The following is an 18,106-nucleotide window of genomic DNA, read 5'->3' as shown; positions in this document are numbered from 1 at the left end:
ATGTTGTTCGTTTTACTCCACCCACCAGCGCTTGAAGTCCTTCCACCAGGAGCGCTCCTCTTGCTTTTTGGCCGCTTTGGTCTGATCCGCTCCTTTTGGCTGCTTCTCGCCGTCGCCGTGCTCGGCACAGTATTCCTTCGGCTCCGTTCCCTTCACGAATACTTCCAATACCTTATCCGGGCAATCGGGGCCGGCCAGCATGCCGTTTTTCGGATCGACGTAGGCGCTGACCACCTGATCCGGAATGGGGAAAATTTTCGGCGGCACGTTCTCGAGCGCCTTCTCCGTAAAATTGGCAAAGATGGGTGCTGCCCGGTGTCCGTCCACCTTGCTGATCTCCCGGCCCTTATCATAGCCGACCCACACGGCGGTGGCCAGCTCCGGGGTGTATCCGACGAGCCAAGCATCGGTATCGGTCGTCCCGGTTTTGCCGGCAACCGGACGCTTCATCATGGAGGACACGCGGTTGCCGGTTCCGCCGTTCTCGAACACACCTTCCATCATTCGGGTCATTACATACGCGGCTGCCGGCTCCACGACCTGTTCGCCCGGATCCTCCGGAGCTTCGTAAATGCTCCGGCCGGCAGCATCTGTAATGCGCAGCACCGCCACCGGAGCGACTCGCTTGCCGTTGTTGGCCATAACGGCATAAGCGGATGCCATTTCCAGCGGGCTGACGGGGGAGGTCCCGAGCGCGAGCGAAGGAACGGGCTCGAGCGGGCTCGTGATGCCCATTTTTTTGGCCATGTCGACGACCTTGTCCGGACCGAGCTGCATGATGGTATTGACGGCATAAATATTGTCCGACGCCGCGATGGCCTCGCGCATCGGAATTTCGCCCAAATATTTGCCCCCGAAATTGCTGGGCTGGTAGGTCTTGCGGTTGTTATCGTAATGAAACAGGGTCGGCTGGCTGTTGAATACCGTTGTGCTCGTCATTTCTTTGGAGTTGATTGCCGTTAAGTACATGATCGGCTTGAAGGACGAGCCGGGCTGTCTCGTCTTGGCCAAGGCGTGATTGTATTGGTTTTCACGGTAATTTTTGCCGCCGACCATCGCTTTGATATGCCCGTTTCGGGGGTCGATGGACACCAATGCGGTCTCCAGCTCGCTTTTGCTGTCCATGCCGCTGGCAACCGCCTCTTCGGCTGCCTGCTGGACTCTTGGATCAAGCGTTGTGTAGATGTTCAGACCGCCCTGCTCCAGCTGTTCCTCCGTTATGTTAAGCTGCGAGGTGACCAGGCTTCGCACATAATCCCGGAAGTACGAGGCGATCACCTTGTTCTCTTGGCGGTCTTGGGGCAGTATAGCCAGCTTGGACGAGGCGGCCCGGTCTGCTTCAGTCTGAGTGATGAAGCCGGTCTCCGCCATAGCGTTCAGGACGATCCGCTGTCTTTTGAGGGCATTTTCCATATGGTTATAGGGCGAATAATAGGTCGGCCCTTTCGGAATGCCGGCCAGCATGGCGCTTTCGGCCAAGCTCAGGTCTTTGGCGGATTTCCCGAAATACAGCAGCGATGCCGATTCGATGCCGTAAGCACCGTGACCGTAATAAATTTCATTTAAATACATTTCAAGAATTTGGTCTTTCGTATATTTCATCTCAAGCTGGGCCGTAAACTTGGCCTCCTTGAGCTTGCGGGTCCACGTCTTCTCATGGGACAGGTACAGGTTCCGCGCAAGCTGCTGGGTAAGCGTGCTGGCTCCCTGCTTGCGGTCCATGTGACGCAGGTTGACGAGAAGCGCCCGTGCCATGCCCTTCACGTCAAAGCCGAGGTGATCATAGAATTTCCGGTCCTCCACCGCCATGGTAGCCTGGATCAGAAGAGGAGAGATTTCGCTTAAGGCCACCTGCTCCGAGGTATGCCCCGTTGTCGAAAATGTGGCGAGCAGCTCGCCTTGACTGTCGAGCAGCCTTGAGTACCTGTCCGTTTCCGCTATGGGCAGCGGCGTTATAAATAGATAGGCGAGCAGAATGCCGCCGGCGATGACCGATAAGCCAAGGAGTGCGAAGAGAAATGCAGATAGCCGGACGAAACGACGTTTGCGCTTTTGCGGTTGTTTTTTGGATCCCGGCATGCGTGAAGCTCCTTCCTTCTCCAGGTGTAAGTCGGTGTTCTCCATCAAGGGCGGACCTGCCGGACAAAAGCCGCTTGATGATTACCTTTTCTATACAGTATGGGGCGGGGAAGGGCAGGATATTCATGGACGGGGCGGCAGAACCTTCCTTGTGCTTACCGCGTCCTAAGTTTTGGTTGCATTTTGGGCTTGATTTAATATAATACAATTTGTTTGGTACAATAGAAAAAGTGTGAAACTGTAAGCTCAAGGCATCTGCCCCGAATAAAGTTTTACGGCTTGGATCTGGACGGCTGAACATTATTCTAGCGGAAAGAAGGTAGAGACGATGGAATTATGGTTTACGGAGAAGCAAACCCCGACTTTCGGCATCACGGCGAAAATCCGGGAAACGTTTGTGCATGAGAAGACGGAGTTTCAACAGCTGGATATGATCGATACCGAGGAATTTGGACGTATGCTCGTCCTGGACGGCATGGTCATGACTACGATTAAGGACGAATTCGTCTATCATGAGATGGTCGCTCACCCTGCGCTAAACACCCACCCAAATCCGAAGAAGGTTCTGGTCGTCGGCGGCGGAGACGGCGGTGTCATTCGCGAAGTGATCAAGCACCCTGGCGTTGAGAAGGCCGTTCTGGTTGAAATCGACGGCAAAGTTATCGAATATTCGAAGCAGTACCTGCCTGAGATTGCCGGCAAGCTCGACGATCCGAAGGTAGAAGTGCTGGTGAATGATGGATATATGCATATTTTGGAGCACAAGAACGAATACGACGTTATTATGGTGGACTCCACCGAGCCTGTAGGCCCGGCTGCTCCATTGTTTGAGCGCGGCTTCTACCAAGGCATCTATGAGGCGCTCAAGGATGACGGCATTTTTGTGGCACAGACGGACAACCCTTGGTTTAAAGCCGATCTGATCCAAAAGGTCAGCAAGGACGTAAAAGAAATCTTCCCGATTGTCCGTGTCTACGGCGCGAACATTCCTACGTATCCAAGCGGCTTATGGACCTTCACGATGGGCAGCAAGACGTATGATCCGCTTGAAGTGGACGAGTCCCAAATCGCGGAGATGGATACGAAATACTATTCGCCACGCCTTCACAAGGCAGCGTTCGTGCTGCCTAAGTTCGTCGAAGATCTGGTGAAATAAGGAGGCCGCGGCAACTGATGAAACTTGATCAAGGTTACTCCGGCAACGTGTTTATTTTGAGCTCCGAGGATTACGCCGGATCCAAGGCGGTCATTTACGGCATGCCGATGGATTTTACGGTCAGCTACCGTCCCGGTTCCCGCTTCGGCCCGGCCCGTATCCGTCAGGCCTCGGTCGGCCTGGAGGAGTACAGCCCGTATTTGGATAAAAGCATTGAGGACATGACCTATTTCGATGCCGGCGACCTGATGCTGCCGTTCGGCAATGCCGCCCGCAGCCTTGACGTGATCGGCGACTATGTCGGCAAGCTGCTGGATGATGGGAAATTCCCGATCGGTCTTGGCGGAGAGCATCTTGTGTCCTGGCCGATCATTCAGAAGGTTTACGCGAAGTATCCGGATCTGATTCTGATTCATATCGATGCGCATGCCGACCTGCGCGAGCAGTACGAAGGCGAGCCGTTATCCCACTCGACGCCGGTCCGCAAAGCGGCCGAGCTGATGGGCGGCAGCAACATTTACCAGTTCGGGATTCGTTCCGGCTCTCGCGAGGAATTCCAATACGGACGCGAGAACATTAATTTCTATCCGTTTGACGTGGCGGCTCCATTGAAGGAAGCCCTGCCGTCTATGGGTAACCGTCCGGTATACGTGACGATCGACATCGACGTGCTTGACCCTTCGGCCGCACCGGGCACCGGTACCGCGGAAGCCGGCGGCATTACCTCGAAGGAGCTGCTGGAAGCCGTGCACCTGATCGCTAGATCCGACGTCAACGTCGTCGGCTGCGATCTGGTGGAAGTGGCGCCGATTTATGATCCGACGGAACAGACGCAGATCGTGGCGGCGAAGCTGATTCGCGAAATGCTGCTAGGGTTCGTTTGACCCTCCCAAACCCTCCCTACTAGGGAGGGCCCCGAGGGCGCTGCCCTCTGGACACCCGAAACTTGTTGGCGCCGAGTTAGGTAGGGTGCAGGATTGGAGCGGGGCTGGTGCGTGTGCACGGCCCTTCTCGGGCTCCCTTGCGGACCGCCCTCAGGGCCTTCTGGATGGTTGTGAGGCTGCCTGGGCAGCCTTAGCCTTCGGCTGTCGGCGTCGGACGCTAGGAGAGGCGGCCCGCCGCTCTCGGAGCATCCAGACGGGAGCGCCTCGAGCGCCTGGCCTGGAAGGCGTTCCGGGCTCCGCGTCCGGCCGCCCGGCAGGACGCGTCCGTGGCTGCGCCTGTGTGCCGCCCGTGCCCGTAATGCTGCCGTGTTCCAACGCGGCAGCGTTTTTTTGAACAAGCAAGCCTCCTCCATCTCAGCCTGTCGGCTGGCGGAGGAGGCTTGCTTGTTCGCGTGCGAGAGGCCCCCTCGTGTCAGCACCCCTGTCGGGGTAGCCTCGGGGGGCCGAGGAGCTGCCGGGGCTTTGCAACCCGGCCGGGAGTGGCTCCAAGCGACCTCCGCAGCCTTAGCCTTCGGCTGTCGGCGTCGGACGCTAGGAGAGGCGGCCCGCCACTCTCGGAGCATCCCTGACGGGAGCGCCTCGAGCGCCTGGCCTAGAAGGCGTTCCGGGCTCCGCGTCGGGCCGCCCGGCAGGACGCGTCCGTGGCAGCGCCTGCGTGCCGCCCGTGCCCGTAATGCTGCCGTGTTCCAACGCGGCAGCGTTTTTTTGAACAAGCAAGCCCCCTCCATCTCAGCCGATTGGCTGGCGGAGGAGGCTTGCTTGCGTTAGAGGATCTTGTCGATGCTAGCGTTGAGCCTAATGAAGAAGTGGACAGACTTATTCAAAATATTCCAAGCAGGCTTTCAGCTCTAGGTTGCCTGCTGCATTGGTTTATGATTGTCATGAAGAAAGCAGAGAAGATTTTGGGTAAGAAACTCGAACGGAAAAAATTCTCAATATTATGCAACTCTGAAGGATTATTAACGTTGTTATATATAATTGCAATTTTTTATTGTAAAAGGAGCTGTTAATTATGAAAAACAAAAAAAACGCACTCCTTATTCTGTTACTGCTGAGTGCATCTCTTCTTATTTCATGTAATAGCAACACTTCAAAAAAAACAGAACAAGAACTACCTGATAACACACCGACTAAACCGTTAATTTTCCAATTGAATGCTGAGGACATTTCAAGTGTTAGCATTTTTAATTTTGAGAGGAACCATGTGTCGGGTGAATTTCAAAAGAAGGATGACATAAAAGAATTAACCCAAATCTTAAATGATAGTTCTACTAATGTTGGAAACGTTACAGATGACTTATACCGTAAATTAATTATTCATATGAACAATACAGATACCCAGATATTGTTATTTGGCGGAAATGGAATCTATTTTAAAGATACAACAACACGGCATACTTATATGCTCGACCCCACCACTAAAACACAAACTTTAAATCAGTTGATAGATCGATTAGAAAAGGAATACTCAAATAGATAACATCTTCAGTTTCATGCGACAGCCCCCAGCATGAAGCCTGTGACCGAAGTTACGTATTTATCGGTTTACTACTTGTCCTTTATCCGGTATCTTATTTACAACGGAATTGTGGTATGGCAAGTGTCCAAGCGCAATGATGTAAAGTTGGTGCTGTATACGGGTGAGCAATGGACACCAAAAAGAGACGTGTTTGAGGCCGTGCTCCATTCGAACCAAGGCTTTCAATACGCGTCTCAGGCATACAACACACGATGAGAAGCCAGCGTCAAAGGCAGCCACTCTCGCAAAGCAACCTGCATGGATAACGTCTGTATTCGTTTTCAGGCGAAACTCAAACAGCGCGTGCTGTTTGGGTTTCGGCACGCGCTGGCTACTTAATTTTTTAGGGGTATGACCATCTCGATCCAGGCGTCAGATTTTTTATGTCTAAAGATAGATCACTAACATCTTCTAATTATTGGGGTCTACCGTTTTGACTGTACTGCTAGTATACATTGTAACCGCTCCGACATTAACCAGAGATGGTATTATTTTGGATGTATATCCCCAGGTTCCGCTTGGCATTGTATCGGTTTCTATATTTCCTCCAGAATGAACACCTATAATATGATTGCTGTTTTGTGCGCTAAAAACAATAGCTCCGCTATCACCGCCCTTACTGTACCCTCCACCTTGTTTATATATTGTAATCATATTGGTAAATGTAAAATAAGTTGTACCTTCTTTGTAATCCACACTTCCACTTGTAGATTGTACATTTGCACAAGTAACATTTGTAGACATTCCTGATTTACAGATAAGTTGTCCGACTAACGCTGTACTTGTTTGAGTATAGCTTTTGTCGTATTCAGCATTCGCGACGGGATTATAATAATACTTATTTCCGTATTTTTTATTCTTATTTGTAAGCAGCACAAGACCGACATCTGTACCGTTATCCTTATAACCAGATAAGTGTTGAGTTCCTATAGATGTTCCGCCTTGATACACAGTAGAACCTATATCTCTTATGCAATGTCCCGCCGTGACAATGAACTCTCTCGTATCTTTGGTCGCTATTCCTGCAGTGCTGCAAGTACCCTTAATTGATATCCCCCCGCCCATTTCCGTAAATGCATCAGTTCTTAGTTTATAAGGTATGTTTTCTGGTCTTTCATCAAATTCAATAAGACCGTTATACTCCTCATTCAGATTAACCATATAACTCTTTTCTAGATTCACACCCTCGGGGACACTGATAATGACCTTCTGTTTCTTTGTACTTACATCGGTTGATATTCCTCGAGGAATTGCTATACTGCCCGATTGAACTCGCTGTAAAATATCTCCTTGTATATTTATGAGGTCTTCCTTTGAATAACTGACACGTTGCACTTCAAGTAAATCACCCGGTAATATTTTTTTAATCTCTTCAATAAAACTACTAACCTTTACACTATCCTTAGCAACAGCAATAACGAAATGTGGGAACTTATCATTTTCAATATATATCTCTCCGTAAGGATTAAAATTTTCGGGATCTCCAAAGTGTTTAGCAATGATGTCAAAGACGGAGTCTAGATATTTCTTTTCAAACTCAAGTTGAAGTTCTTGTTGTGCATCCAATGGTAAGACTGTTTCGGCTTGATATTCATCATAGGACACTGTTTCCCCGCCCTCTGCAAATACTACAGCAGATTGGAAGATGAGACCCACAGTTAGAATAATTGGTAAGAATATTTTTTTCATCCAGAAATTCTCCTTTTACTTTTAATTATAAAACAGCGTAAATACCTTCCTACCCTCCCTTTCTATAATTCTCTTTTGATTGTTATCTTGGTGTGTTATATGTATAAACGCCAGTTTTTGTACACTAGTTACCTAATATTTGGATTTTTTCTAAAAAATAAATTTTTGGAAAAATAAAAATATCATCCTGAATTTCGAAAGCCCATAGCAGCAAGGTTAGCGTAGGAATCAAAGGGCCTTCTTAATGTAAAATCACAGTAGATTCCCCAGTGATATCGTTACGATTACAATCATGAAGGAGCCCTTCCCCATCCCAATGAAGGGGCATTGCGATTTCCATGTAAGATTGTGAAAGGATCATTTCAACTGAGCGACTCGGCGAGAATCCGTTCTTGGCTTCTTTGATGTAGTTTTCAAAGTAGCAGCGCTGATTGTAAAAGCGTCACAAATCAATCGGCTCCCATTCCGAATTCGTGACGATTGCTTCGTATTGCCAGTCGCTGTCGAAGACCAGTCGGCTTTGCCCGTCATCGAATACTTGGACCTTGCTGATGATTGCCACCCGGCGCGTTTTCTTCCAGGACGTTGCTTTGTAGATCAGCGTGATGCCTTCGATGATCCAATCATCGTAGCGCTTCCAGTAGCGACATTTCTGAACTTCCTGCTCCAGCCGCTTTGTCCATTTCATTTTGCCGGCATAGCCGATCTTCCGGCTCTCGAGCAGGCTGTAGAAGTCTTCGCCACCAAAACCCTTGTCGAATCAAGCTAGACGATTGGATGCTCGCCAAGCAGTTCAAATGTTTGCTTTCGAAATTTAGGCTCAGATAGATAACATCACCACATATTAATAGTAGGTCAGAGGATCGCCCGTGCCCGTAATGCTGCCGTGTTCCAACACGGCAGCGTTTTTTTGAACCAGCAAGCCTCCTCCATCTCAGCCTATCGGCTGGCGGAGGAGGCTTGCTGGTTCATTGCATATGTACGGTCACGGCCAACCGGTTTTGAAAGGGGAGAATCGCCAACCAACCGATCCTCCAGCGCATCAACAAATCCTCTTTTTCCGGTACTTCCTTCATTTGTTCGCCGGATCAATTTTATGAACCTGGAACTGCCGCAGTCTATGCGGATCTCCGGCGGGGTTTCCTCGATCTGCTCATTGCGTGTCGGATTGAACCGTTGTTCGGTTTGCGCGGTGGACGTTATGATTGGCGATACATTGACATGCTCAAAGCGAAGGGAGGTTTAATCACGATGGCAACCCGGTCAACCGAACTGAAACAGGATGGCGCGCCGCTGCCTCTCAAGGCGAGCGGAATATCCCGCAACCGGTACATTGCGAACATGCGCAAGCACTGGATGCTGTATCTCATGATTCTCCCCGGCATCTTGTTCTACGTCGTATTCAAGTATGTGCCGCTGGCGGGGAGCGTCATCGCCTTTCAGGACTATCAGATTTTTAAGGGCATTTGGGGAAGCCCTTGGGTAGGGCTGGATAATTTCGGATTTATTTTTACTTATCAGGATTTCTACAATGTGCTGCGCAATACAGCCGTCATCGCTTTATATCAGCTGCTGTTCGGATTTCCGGCGCCGATCCTGCTGGCCCTGCTGTTTAATGAAATCCGGCTTATGGTGGCCAAACGGGTGGTACAGAGTCTGTTCTATCTCCCTCACTTCCTGTCATGGGTCGTTGTGGGCGGAATCGTATTCGAGCTGCTATCCAGTCAAGGCGTGGTGAACGCGGTTCGCGGCTGGCTCGGTTACGAGCCGATCCTGTTCATGCAGGAGGCAGGTTATTTCCGGACCATCGTCGTCCTGTCGTCGATCTGGAAAGAGGTCGGCTGGGGCACGATCATTTATTTGGCGGCTATCGCCGGCATCAATCCGAATTTATATGAAGCGGCCGTCATGGACGGAGCGGGCCGATGGAAGCAAACGATCCATATTACGCTGCCCACGATGTTCCCGACGATACTGGTGCTGTTCCTGCTGCAGATCGGCAATTTCCTCGAGCTCGGCTTTGACCAGATCTTCAATTTGCTGACGCCGATGACCTATTCGGTCGGGGATATCATCGAAACGTATGTCTACCGCGCAGGCGTGCTTCAAGGTCAGTACAGCATGACGACGGCAATCGGCTTGTTCCAGTCCGTCATCGGGTTTATCTTGTTGTGGATTTTTAACCGGTTGGCCAGAAAAACGGATCAGGGGTTGTGGTGATGAAAGCGACATTCGGAGAAAAAGTGTTTCAGACGTTGAATTATGTATTTCTGATCGCCGCCGCGGCGACGATGCTGTTCCCGCTGGTGCAGCTGCTGGCCGTATCGTTCAGCTCACCGGTTGCCGCCGATTCCAAGGAAGTGTTTCTGCTGCCTGTGGAATTTACGACCGCTTCATGGGAGCATATCTTGAAAAACCAAGGTCTATGGACATCCTTCGGCATCACCGTATATATTACGGTCGTCGGGACGCTCCTCAGCATGCTGTTCTCGGTCATGACGGCCTATCCGCTGTCCCGCCGCGAGTTTCTGCTGCGCAAGCCGGTTATGCTCGGCATCGTGCTGACGATGATTTTCAACGCGCCGATGATCCCGTTCTTCCTGACCGTTCGCGAGCTCGGCATGATGAACTCGTTGTGGGCCCTGATCCTGCCGGGCCTGATCGGCACATTCAATATGATCATCATTCGAACCTTTTTCATGGGCATTCCCGGTGAATTGGACGATTCAGCGAGAATGGACGGGTGCAGCGATTTCGGCATTCTGTTCCGCATCTACCTGCCCTTATCCAAACCGGTCGTGGCGACGGTGAGCCTGTTTTATGCAGTCGGTTACTGGAATACCTTCTCCCGGGCCGTGCTGTTCATCCGCGATCCGGAGAAATGGCCGCTTCAGATGAAGCTTCGGGCGTATCTGCAATCCCCGGAGGAGCTGGCCGCCGTCAATATGTTTTTGGGCGACTTCGATTTTAACACGACAACTTTGAAAGCGGCTACAATCTTATTTGCGACGATTCCGATCATTCTGGTGTATCCGTATCTGCAAAAATATTTCGTCAAAGGCTCAATGCTTGGCTCACTAAAGGAATAGGCCGGGCAGATAATAGGCCGGGCAGATCTTCGATATGAAATCGGTTCTAGGACCGATTTGATATAACAACCATTCAAAAGGGGAGGATTTACACATGGCGAAATGGTATTTCCGCAAATGGTTCGGGAAGCCTGCGCTCGCGGTTGTGCTGGCGGCAGGACTGCTGGCGGGCTGCGGCAGCCCGGGAGGCTCCGGAACCGATGCAGGCGGCCCGGACAGCGAAGGGGGAAATGAGGTAACGAAGGTCAAGGTGTTCAAAAGCCACATGGGGGTCGGCACGATTCCGGGCCCGGACAATCCGCATGTCCAGTACGTGGCCGAGCGCACCGGGGTCCAATATGAGCTGGTTACGACCCCGCCGGGCTCGGAGCCGACGGAATTTTTGAATCTGATGATCGCCTCCGATGATCTTCCGGATATTTTGCGGCCGATCGGCGGCATCGAGCAGACGTTGATCCGGCAAGGGGGCGCGCTTGCGCTGGACGATTTGCTGCCGCAGTATGCGCCGAACGTGTGGAAGAACATTCCGCAGGAAGCGTGGGATGTCGTGCGATCGGCTTCGCCGGACGGAAAAATCTACTATGTGCCGAAGGTGTTCCTCGTGCCTGAGCGTGCGCCGATGATCCGCCAGGATTGGCTCGACAAGGTCGGCATGCCGATGCCAACCACCACGGAGGAATACAAGCAGGTGCTGGCCGCGTTCCTGGAGCAGGATCCGAACGGCAACGGCGTAAGGGATGAGCTGCCGACGTCTGGCCGGGAATTCGGCAAATGGATGGACCATTTGTTCGCGATGTATGGCGTAGCCATGTGGGAGGGCAGTCCGGAATGGGACGTGTATGACGGGAAGATCCAATATGCCGGCGTCACGGACAACATGAAGGCGGCGATCGGGTTCATCCGCGAGCTGTATGCCGAGAAGCTGCTCGATAACGAGACGTTCCTGAACAAGGGCGATGTATGGACCGCCAAAATCAACAATAACCTGGTCGGCAGCTGGTACCATCTTCCGGCGAACCTGCGCGACCGCTTTACGGCGATTCAGCAGAAAGCCCCGGATGCGTATGTCGTCGGCATGCCGCTTCCGAAAGCGGAGGGCTATGAGGGATATGTCACGCAAAAAAGCATGGGCGAGCCGGAATGGATTATTCCGACTAAAGCCGAAGCCAACGCCCCTGCAGCGCTGAAGCTGCTGGATTTCTTCTATGACCGTTCCAACGACGAGTTTATCCGGTTCGGGATCGAAGGAATGCAGCATGAGGTCGTGGACGGCAAAAAAGTGCTGCTCCCGCCAGAGGACAGCCGGCCGCTCGCCCTCGGCATGCGCAACCTGACGACCGAGGAGGACATGAACATCCGGATTCAGGAGACGATCCCGGAAGACATGCAGCAGATGGTAAAGGACATTTTCGAGGTAAGCACCGCCGACGCGAAGCGGATAGCCGGCGACGGGCTGCCGAGCACCGTGTACGAGGGATATCCCGATATTCAATCCCATAAGCTGTTCCAGGAATACTTGACCAAGATTGTCATCGGCGAGTGGCCGCTGGAGAAGTTCGATGAATTCGTGGATCGTTGGTATACGTCCGGAGGGGAAGAAGTCACCAAGCGGGTTGAGGAATGGTATTCGAGGATGTGATGCTAATGAAGAAGAAATATGCGATATGTGGGGTAAGCGGACGGGCGCTTGGGATGTTTGCGAAGCCGATCTTGACGACGTATGCCCCGCGGTGCGAGCTGGTGGCGCTGCTCGACACAGACCCGGAGCGTTTTGAGCTGTTCCGCACACGTTTTCCGGAGCATTCCGCCACTGCTGTTTACGGCGAAGAGGAGTTCGACCGCATGATCGAGGAGACGAAGCCGGACGTCGTGATCGTAGCGGGTCGGGATGATACGCATGCGCGTTATATCGTCGCCGCGCTGGAGCACGATCGGGATGTCATCACGGAGAAACCGATGGTCACGACCGGGGCGGACGCCCGGCGGGTGCTGGAAGCGGAAAGGGCAAGCAAAGGCAACGTAACCGTCACGTTCAATTATCGTTATGCTCCCGTTCACGACAAGATCAAGGAAATGGTATGGGAGGGCCGGCTTGGCCGCATTACTTCCGTGGATTTGAACTGGTACCTGGATACGTATCATGGAGCAAGCTATTTCAAAAGATGGAACCGCCGGCGCGAGCTTTCCGGCGGCCTCTCCATCCACAAGAGCACCCATCATTTCGACCTCGTCGGCTGGTGGATCAATCAGCGGCCGATTGAAGCTTTCGCTTACGGGGCGCTTCATTATTACGGCTCCGAAGGCGAGCTTAACCCGGAGCGGGTGGACGGCCGCCATTGCGGCACCTGCACGGCAGCAAGCCGCTGTGCCTACTACACGCGCTGGAATGCGCGCCATGTGAAGGATGATCACCTCGGTCTCCTTGCGGCGGAAGGGCGGCAATTTCCTTACACGGGTTACCGCCCGGACCAGTGCATCTTCGACTCCGAGATTGACATCGAGGATACGTATGCGGCCGCTATCCGATACAACGGGGGCGCGTTGCTCAGTTATTCCGTCAACTTCTCGCTGCCGTACGAAGGCTACCGCCTGGCGATAAACGGCACGAAGGGCCGCCTGGAGACGACCGAATACCATGCTCCGTCCAGGACCCCGTTCCCTACGCCGGTCCAGACCATCGATTATTTCCCGTTGTTCGGATCCAAAGAAACGATCCATGTGGTGCATCGGGAAGGCGGGCATGGAGGAGGCGATCCGCTGCTTTTGAACGATCTGTTCCTGGGTGAGGATCGATCCAGGCCCTATTCCGTCTTATCGGGGGCAGCGGACGGTGCGTATTCGGTTGCAACAGGGGAAGCGGTGTGGCGCTCGGCCAAGGAAGGGAAGCCGGTGGCGATCCAGGACGTGCTTGCAGGTTGGAAAGGAGAGCTGACAAAAGCATGAGCAAACAGGATAGCAGCGAATATTTCGATCCGGCGGAGGGCTTGGCCTACCAGACGGAGGGAAGCTCGATTGAGCATGCTCTTACGGTCATCGCCCAGCGATATGTAGGGGATCATCCTCCTCACCCTCCGGTGTACCGGGTTAGCCGCAGCGGGCCGATTCGCAAGCGGGGGGATCACGCTTACGTATTTCCGATCGGGGACATGTTTCCGGAGATGACGGAAGATCAGGTGGTTTATGCCTGGGGGAAGCTGTGGGTCCGGGAAGGGCACACCTTTCCCTTCCTGATCCAGAGCGACGGACCGGTACGGCTGTATCATAACGGCAGAAAGCGGTTCGGCTCCGCGCAGGGCGAGGCGGCGGATCCGGACACGCCAGTCAGAATCGGGATCCAGCTCACCGAAGGGTGGAACCACTTCGTCCTGGAATTCCGCCCTGGACCCGGGGGAGCCGGAGGTGTATTCGGCACGAGCAACCGCAAAAACAAACCGTATTGCTTTCTGGCCCCGTCAACGGAGAGGGATGGAGAGGAAGGCTGGATTGTGACGCGGCCGCTCTCCGGTCCGCTTCCGGTCATCCCCGGTGTCGTGGAGAGTGAGTCGTTCACGGGAACGGACTGGCTTCCTGCTCGAGCGGAGCATGATGAGAGAGCCGACGCTGGCAGCCCGAAAGGCCCCATGTCCGTCATGTATGGCGACAAGCCGGGATATGCCGCATATGCCTGGGCGGCTGTCGTTAACCGCAGCTTGGCCCCGGCGAAGGTCCTGGTGTCCGGAACCGCCTACGGACCGGTGCGGTTTGAATGGAACGGCCGGGAAGCCGGCTTCTATCCCGAGGCCGGAAGCTTCTGCTTCATGCTCGATGCCCTCGCAGGACGCGGAGAGCTGACGGCCCGGTGCGAATGCGGTCCGGACGGATGGGGATTTCGAATCGATGAGGTCTCCCCAGCCGGGATGCTGTGCGCGCCCCGCAAGGTGCACGGCCTCAAGGGAGAATGGCTGTATCTCGGCCCATTCCGTGCGGATGCGGAGCTTGAGATATCCGAGTATTTTGGCATGGATACCCTCGCTCAGCCGGGCGGGGAGAAGCTGTTCTGGACGGGAGGCGAGCCGGGCGCATGCATCCGGCCGTTTCTGGAGAACGAGCTGTTTGGCCGATGGAATTATCCGCTGGGCGTCACGCTGTACGGCCTGCTTGAAACGAGCAAAACGCTGCATCGCTCTGATCTTGAGCATTACGTTCTGCGGCATGTCGAGTTCGCTACCTCCCATTACGAGTACTCGTTATGGGACCGGGAACGGTTCGGCGCAGCCGGGCTGAACAATCAGCTGTCCGATATCGACAGTCTGGACGATTGCGGCTCCTTCGGCGCGCTCGCCATCCTCGCCGACCGCCTTCGGCCGCTGAAAGGGGCTTGCCGGGCCGCTGACGATATCGCCCGGTATATCATGACCGTTCAATCCCGGCTGCCGGACGGCGCCCTCTACCGGGAGGTCGGCGTTTCCCGCAGCATGGACCTGACGATGTGGTGCGACGATATGTACATGAGCGTGCCGTTTCTATGCCGGTATGCGGAGCTGGCCGGCGACTCCCGCTATTTGGACGAAGCGGCAAAGCAGCTGCTGCTATATAAGTCTTACTTGTATATGCCGGATTTGCAGCTGATGTCGCATGTCTATGACGTACGGCAGGGCCAGCCTTCCCGTACGGTATGGGGGAGGGGAAACGGATGGGTATTCTTCTCGCTGGCCGAGCTGCTCGCCGTGCTTCCGACCGGCCATCCCGACTACGAGCCTCTTCTGCAGTTCTACCGTGAGCTGGCGGAAGGGTACCGACGGGTTCAGGGCGCAAACGGGCTGTGGCACCAAGTGCTTACCGATCCCGAATCCTATGAGGAAGCGTCGTGCACCGCAATGTTCATCTTTGGCATGGCCCGGGGTGTTCGGCGAGGCTGGCTTCGGTCGACACAGCTTTACGCGCAGGCGGCCGTCTCGGGGTGGAAGGGCCTGACCGCCCGGGCGATTGACGGCCAAGGCAATGTATTCGGCGTATGCAAGGGGAGCAGCTGGTCCAACTCCCACTCGTATTACAAACACGACCTGTCGTGGAATGTGAACGACACGCACGGCATCGGCATTGTGCTTCTCGCCGGCGTCGAACTTCTTCAGCTGATGCGTCATACAGCACGGGAACCGGAAGACGACCCACAGCTGAAGGCATCAACGGTGCCCGGCGAGACCGGTGGTAGTCCGGGGGGGACGCAGGTCCACTATAAGTTTAAAAAGGGGAGCGGAAACAAGAGGAAATGAAAACGCTTAATCCCTAATGACGGCAGGAGCGGAGCGTAAGCTATAATGGAACCAAACTGGTAGTAAAGCGGGGATGGATATGTTCCAAACGATCGGTAAGTGGCTCAAATATTCGCTGGCCCAGACGCAGGCCCGACTGGTGCTCATTTTGACCGTATCCGTATTCTTGATCATTTTGGCCGTCAGCCTGACCTCCTATTACACCTCCAAATCGGTGCTGCAGGAGGAGCTGAGCGAGCCGCAGCATCAAATGCTGCAGATCAGCATGAAATTCATCGACGACTCGATCCGGGAGAGCGACAAAATCGCGGTCCAGGTCGCCGTGAACGAGCATGTCTACCATTTCCTGACGAGCGAGAACCAGAATTCGGTCTCCAATATTTCCACCTTGTACCGGCTCCTGTCCACCTGGATCAACAATTCGGAATACATCAACAGCATATACGTTTATGACATCGAGCGGGGCAGCTTCGTTTCGCTGCCTCAAGGCTACAGCTCCAGCAGGCTGACCTTCGTGGACTCCGAGTGGACCAGCATCGCGGATGAATTCGGTGACGATATGATGACGATCCGCAAGCGGCATGTTCCCGAGGGGGCGGGGAACAAGGGCTCTGAGCTGACGCTGTTCCGAAAGATCATGATTCAGGGCAAATTTCGAGGCATCGTAGCGGTGAATTTGCGGGAAACGGAGCTGTTTGCCAAGCTTAACCCGCCCGCGCTTTCGCAAGTGGACAGCATGCGGTATATCGTGGATCAGCAGGGTCGTGTGCTGTACTCGGTCTCCAACTCGGAGTTTAAGCCGGATGCCGTGACCCAGGCGCTGAACGAGCTGAAGGAGGACCGCTTCGGCGACTTTGTTCATGAAGGGCAGAAGCTGCTGGTGAACCAGATCGAATCACCGCTCACCGGCTGGAAATATGTCTCCATCGTGTCGCAGGACAGTTTGCTGGCCCAGTCCAAGAAGGTGCGCGACACCGTGCTGTCCGTCTCTGTAGCTGCCCTGGCACTGGGAGCGCTGACGATCCTGTACGTGAACTCGGCTGCATTCCGGCCGGTGCGGCGGCTGAAGCAGTTGTTTAGCGCCTACGAAGGGAAGACGTCCAGCCCGGACCGCATCGATCTGGAGAAGCTTGCGGGCGAGCTGCTGAGCAACCATGCCCATCTGTCCCAATTGGTTCGGGAGACGATCCCGGATGCGGCGTCCAAGTTTTTACACGATATCCACTCGGGGCATATGAGCGGACGGCGTGAAATCAGGGAGAAGTGGTCCCGTTATTTTGCCGAATGGACCGATGCTCCGGTGACGGTAGCCGTGCTGTCGATTGACCGTTACGACTCGTGGTCGCGCCGGTTCCCGGCAAGCGATCATTCCTTGCTCAAGTTCGCCTTGGCCAATATCATAGCCGAGCTGCATGAGCCGAAATGGCGGGTCGCCTGCGCCGATTTCGGGGCAGACCGAATGGCGATTCTCCTTCAGCCTCAGATGGCCGAAGGACGTCCGCCACTGGCTGAGGCGATCGAAACGGTGTCCCGGCTGCTGAAGTTCAGCGTATCTGCGGGCATGAGCACGCCGCAAAGCGATGTCTGCAAATTGAAGCAGGCCATGCTGGAGGCGGAGAATGCGTTAACCTACCGCTTATACAGAGGCTATGGCCAGCTCGTGCCGTTCCAGGACGTATCCGCCCATGAGGTAACCGACACGCAAGCGCCGGAAGACGGAATACGGGAATTGCTGGCCGCCGTGGAGAGCGGGGAAGGGGAAAAAGCGGTGGCCCTGCTGGAGCGTATTGCCGGCAATATCCGCAGTCGATATTGGTATCCGACGGAAGCGCTTGCCGCGCTGCAGTCTTTATTGGAACGCTTGCAGGGACTCTGCCCGGGCGGGGAAGGAGCCGAGGCAGAATCGGCCGGTCGGCTCGCCACGATGTATATCGAGGACATCGAAGCGGAGCTGACGGGCTTGATCAACGCATTGTCCGAACGCTACCGACGCTTGATCGGAAGCAAGGATTTTATCCTGTGCCAGCGGATGATGGAATACATGGAGCAGCATCTCGGAGAGCCGATCGGCATTCCGGAAATCGCCGACTCCATCGGCATCAGCAGCAGCTTGGCCAGCCAGCTGTTCAAGCAGGAGACCAATGAAACGATTTACAACTACTTAACCCGGCTGCGGATGGAACGCGCCGGGGAGCTGCTGGTCAAGACCGACCGGAAAATATCCGATATCGCCCTGATGGTCGGTTATCAGCACGAGAACAGCTTCATCCGGAGCTTCCGCAAATTCAAGGATATCACCCCGGGAAAGTACCGGGATATGATGAGAACCCGAATGGACGCCTTATACGAATAACAGGGCATGTCCACAGCATGGAAGG

General features: G+C 54.1%; 14 protein-coding genes and 1 pseudogene. 10 read left to right on the top strand and 5 right to left on the bottom strand.

Annotated elements, in window-relative coordinates; translation table 11 throughout:
* Window positions 1-12: 12 nt before the first annotated feature.
* Window positions 13-2,079 (bottom strand): transglycosylase domain-containing protein, encoded by a 2,067-nt coding sequence (locus J2Z18_RS26450; protein WP_144879332.1) that lies wholly within the window; start codon window positions 2,077-2,079, stop codon window positions 13-15.
* Between the two features lie 34 nt (window positions 2,080-2,113).
* Here J2Z18_RS26450 and J2Z18_RS30850 point away from each other — a divergent pair, with 34 nt between their 5' ends.
* The 3 genes from J2Z18_RS30850 (at window position 2,114) to speB (ending at window position 4,119) form a co-directional block, all read left to right on the top strand.
* Entirely contained in the window at window positions 2,114-2,248 is a 135-nt protein-coding gene (locus J2Z18_RS30850) for a hypothetical protein (RefSeq protein WP_280922117.1), read from the top strand.
* Between the two features lie 159 nt (window positions 2,249-2,407).
* Entirely contained in the window at window positions 2,408-3,235 is an 828-nt protein-coding gene (gene speE, locus J2Z18_RS26445; RefSeq protein ID WP_077571076.1) for a polyamine aminopropyltransferase, read from the top strand.
* A gap of 17 nt (window positions 3,236-3,252) precedes the next feature.
* Window positions 3,253-4,119, top strand: a complete 867-nt coding sequence (gene speB, locus J2Z18_RS26440; RefSeq protein WP_028406699.1) for an agmatinase — start codon at window positions 3,253-3,255, stop codon at window positions 4,117-4,119.
* A gap of 150 nt (window positions 4,120-4,269) precedes the next feature.
* On the opposite strand, the gene J2Z18_RS26435 is transcribed toward speB, so the two are convergent.
* Together J2Z18_RS26435 and J2Z18_RS26430 are read right to left on the bottom strand one after the other, a co-directional pair.
* Window positions 4,270-4,521 carry a hypothetical protein gene (locus J2Z18_RS26435; protein ID WP_210095576.1) on the bottom strand — a complete coding sequence of 84 codons (252 nt, stop codon included), beginning with the start codon at window positions 4,519-4,521 and terminating at the stop codon, window positions 4,270-4,272.
* Window positions 4,522-4,710: 189 nt separating this feature from the next.
* Window positions 4,711-4,896 (bottom strand): hypothetical protein, encoded by a 186-nt coding sequence (locus tag J2Z18_RS26430; protein ID WP_144872835.1) that lies wholly within the window; start codon window positions 4,894-4,896, stop codon window positions 4,711-4,713.
* Window positions 4,897-5,191: 295 nt separating this feature from the next.
* On the opposite strand from J2Z18_RS26430, the gene J2Z18_RS26425 reads away from it, so the two are divergent.
* Complete coding sequence (locus J2Z18_RS26425; protein WP_007133157.1) at window positions 5,192-5,659, top strand: hypothetical protein; 468 nt, start codon at window positions 5,192-5,194, stop codon at window positions 5,657-5,659.
* Window positions 5,660-6,109: 450 nt separating this feature from the next.
* Here the strand turns inward: J2Z18_RS26425 and J2Z18_RS26420 are convergent, their stop codons facing one another.
* Both J2Z18_RS26420 and J2Z18_RS30955 read right to left on the bottom strand, forming a co-directional pair.
* Window positions 6,110-7,387 (bottom strand): S1 family peptidase, encoded by a 1,278-nt coding sequence (locus J2Z18_RS26420; protein WP_007133155.1) that lies wholly within the window; start codon window positions 7,385-7,387, stop codon window positions 6,110-6,112.
* Window positions 7,388-7,757: 370 nt separating this feature from the next.
* A pseudogene (locus tag J2Z18_RS30955) lies at window positions 7,758-8,147 on the bottom strand (transposase); the annotation flags it as partial.
* 491 nt (window positions 8,148-8,638) lie between these two features.
* Here J2Z18_RS30955 and J2Z18_RS26410 point away from each other — a divergent pair.
* From J2Z18_RS26410 to J2Z18_RS26385, 6 genes are all read left to right on the top strand, one after another.
* Window positions 8,639-9,607 carry an ABC transporter permease gene (locus J2Z18_RS26410; protein ID WP_210095575.1) on the top strand — a complete coding sequence of 323 codons (969 nt, stop codon included), beginning with the start codon at window positions 8,639-8,641 and terminating at the stop codon, window positions 9,605-9,607.
* Window positions 9,607-10,476 carry a carbohydrate ABC transporter permease gene (locus J2Z18_RS26405; protein ID WP_028406577.1) on the top strand — a complete coding sequence of 290 codons (870 nt, stop codon included), beginning with the start codon at window positions 9,607-9,609 and terminating at the stop codon, window positions 10,474-10,476. The genes J2Z18_RS26410 and J2Z18_RS26405 overlap by 1 nt, the downstream gene beginning before the upstream one ends.
* A gap of 94 nt (window positions 10,477-10,570) precedes the next feature.
* A complete protein-coding gene (locus J2Z18_RS26400) occupies window positions 10,571-12,115 on the top strand; it encodes an extracellular solute-binding protein (protein WP_210095574.1) in 1,545 nt (514 codons plus the stop codon).
* A 5-nt stretch (window positions 12,116-12,120) separates the two neighbouring features.
* A complete protein-coding gene (locus tag J2Z18_RS26395) occupies window positions 12,121-13,419 on the top strand; it encodes a Gfo/Idh/MocA family protein (RefSeq protein WP_210095573.1) in 1,299 nt (432 codons plus the stop codon).
* Window positions 13,416-15,728, top strand: a complete 2,313-nt coding sequence (locus tag J2Z18_RS26390; protein ID WP_245256212.1) for a glycoside hydrolase family 88/105 protein — start codon at window positions 13,416-13,418, stop codon at window positions 15,726-15,728. Before J2Z18_RS26395 ends, J2Z18_RS26390 begins: the two co-directional genes overlap by 4 nt.
* Window positions 15,729-15,807: 79 nt before the next feature.
* Window positions 15,808-18,081 carry an AraC family transcriptional regulator gene (locus tag J2Z18_RS26385; protein WP_210095572.1) on the top strand — a complete coding sequence of 758 codons (2,274 nt, stop codon included), beginning with the start codon at window positions 15,808-15,810 and terminating at the stop codon, window positions 18,079-18,081.
* The last annotated feature ends 25 nt before the right edge of the window (window positions 18,082-18,106 follow it).

This window comes from Paenibacillus lactis, assembly GCF_017873605.1.
Taxonomy (GTDB): Bacteria; Bacillota; Bacilli; order Paenibacillales; family Paenibacillaceae; genus Paenibacillus_AQ; species Paenibacillus_AQ lactis.
This window is presented reverse-complemented; position numbering and strand designations above follow the sequence as displayed.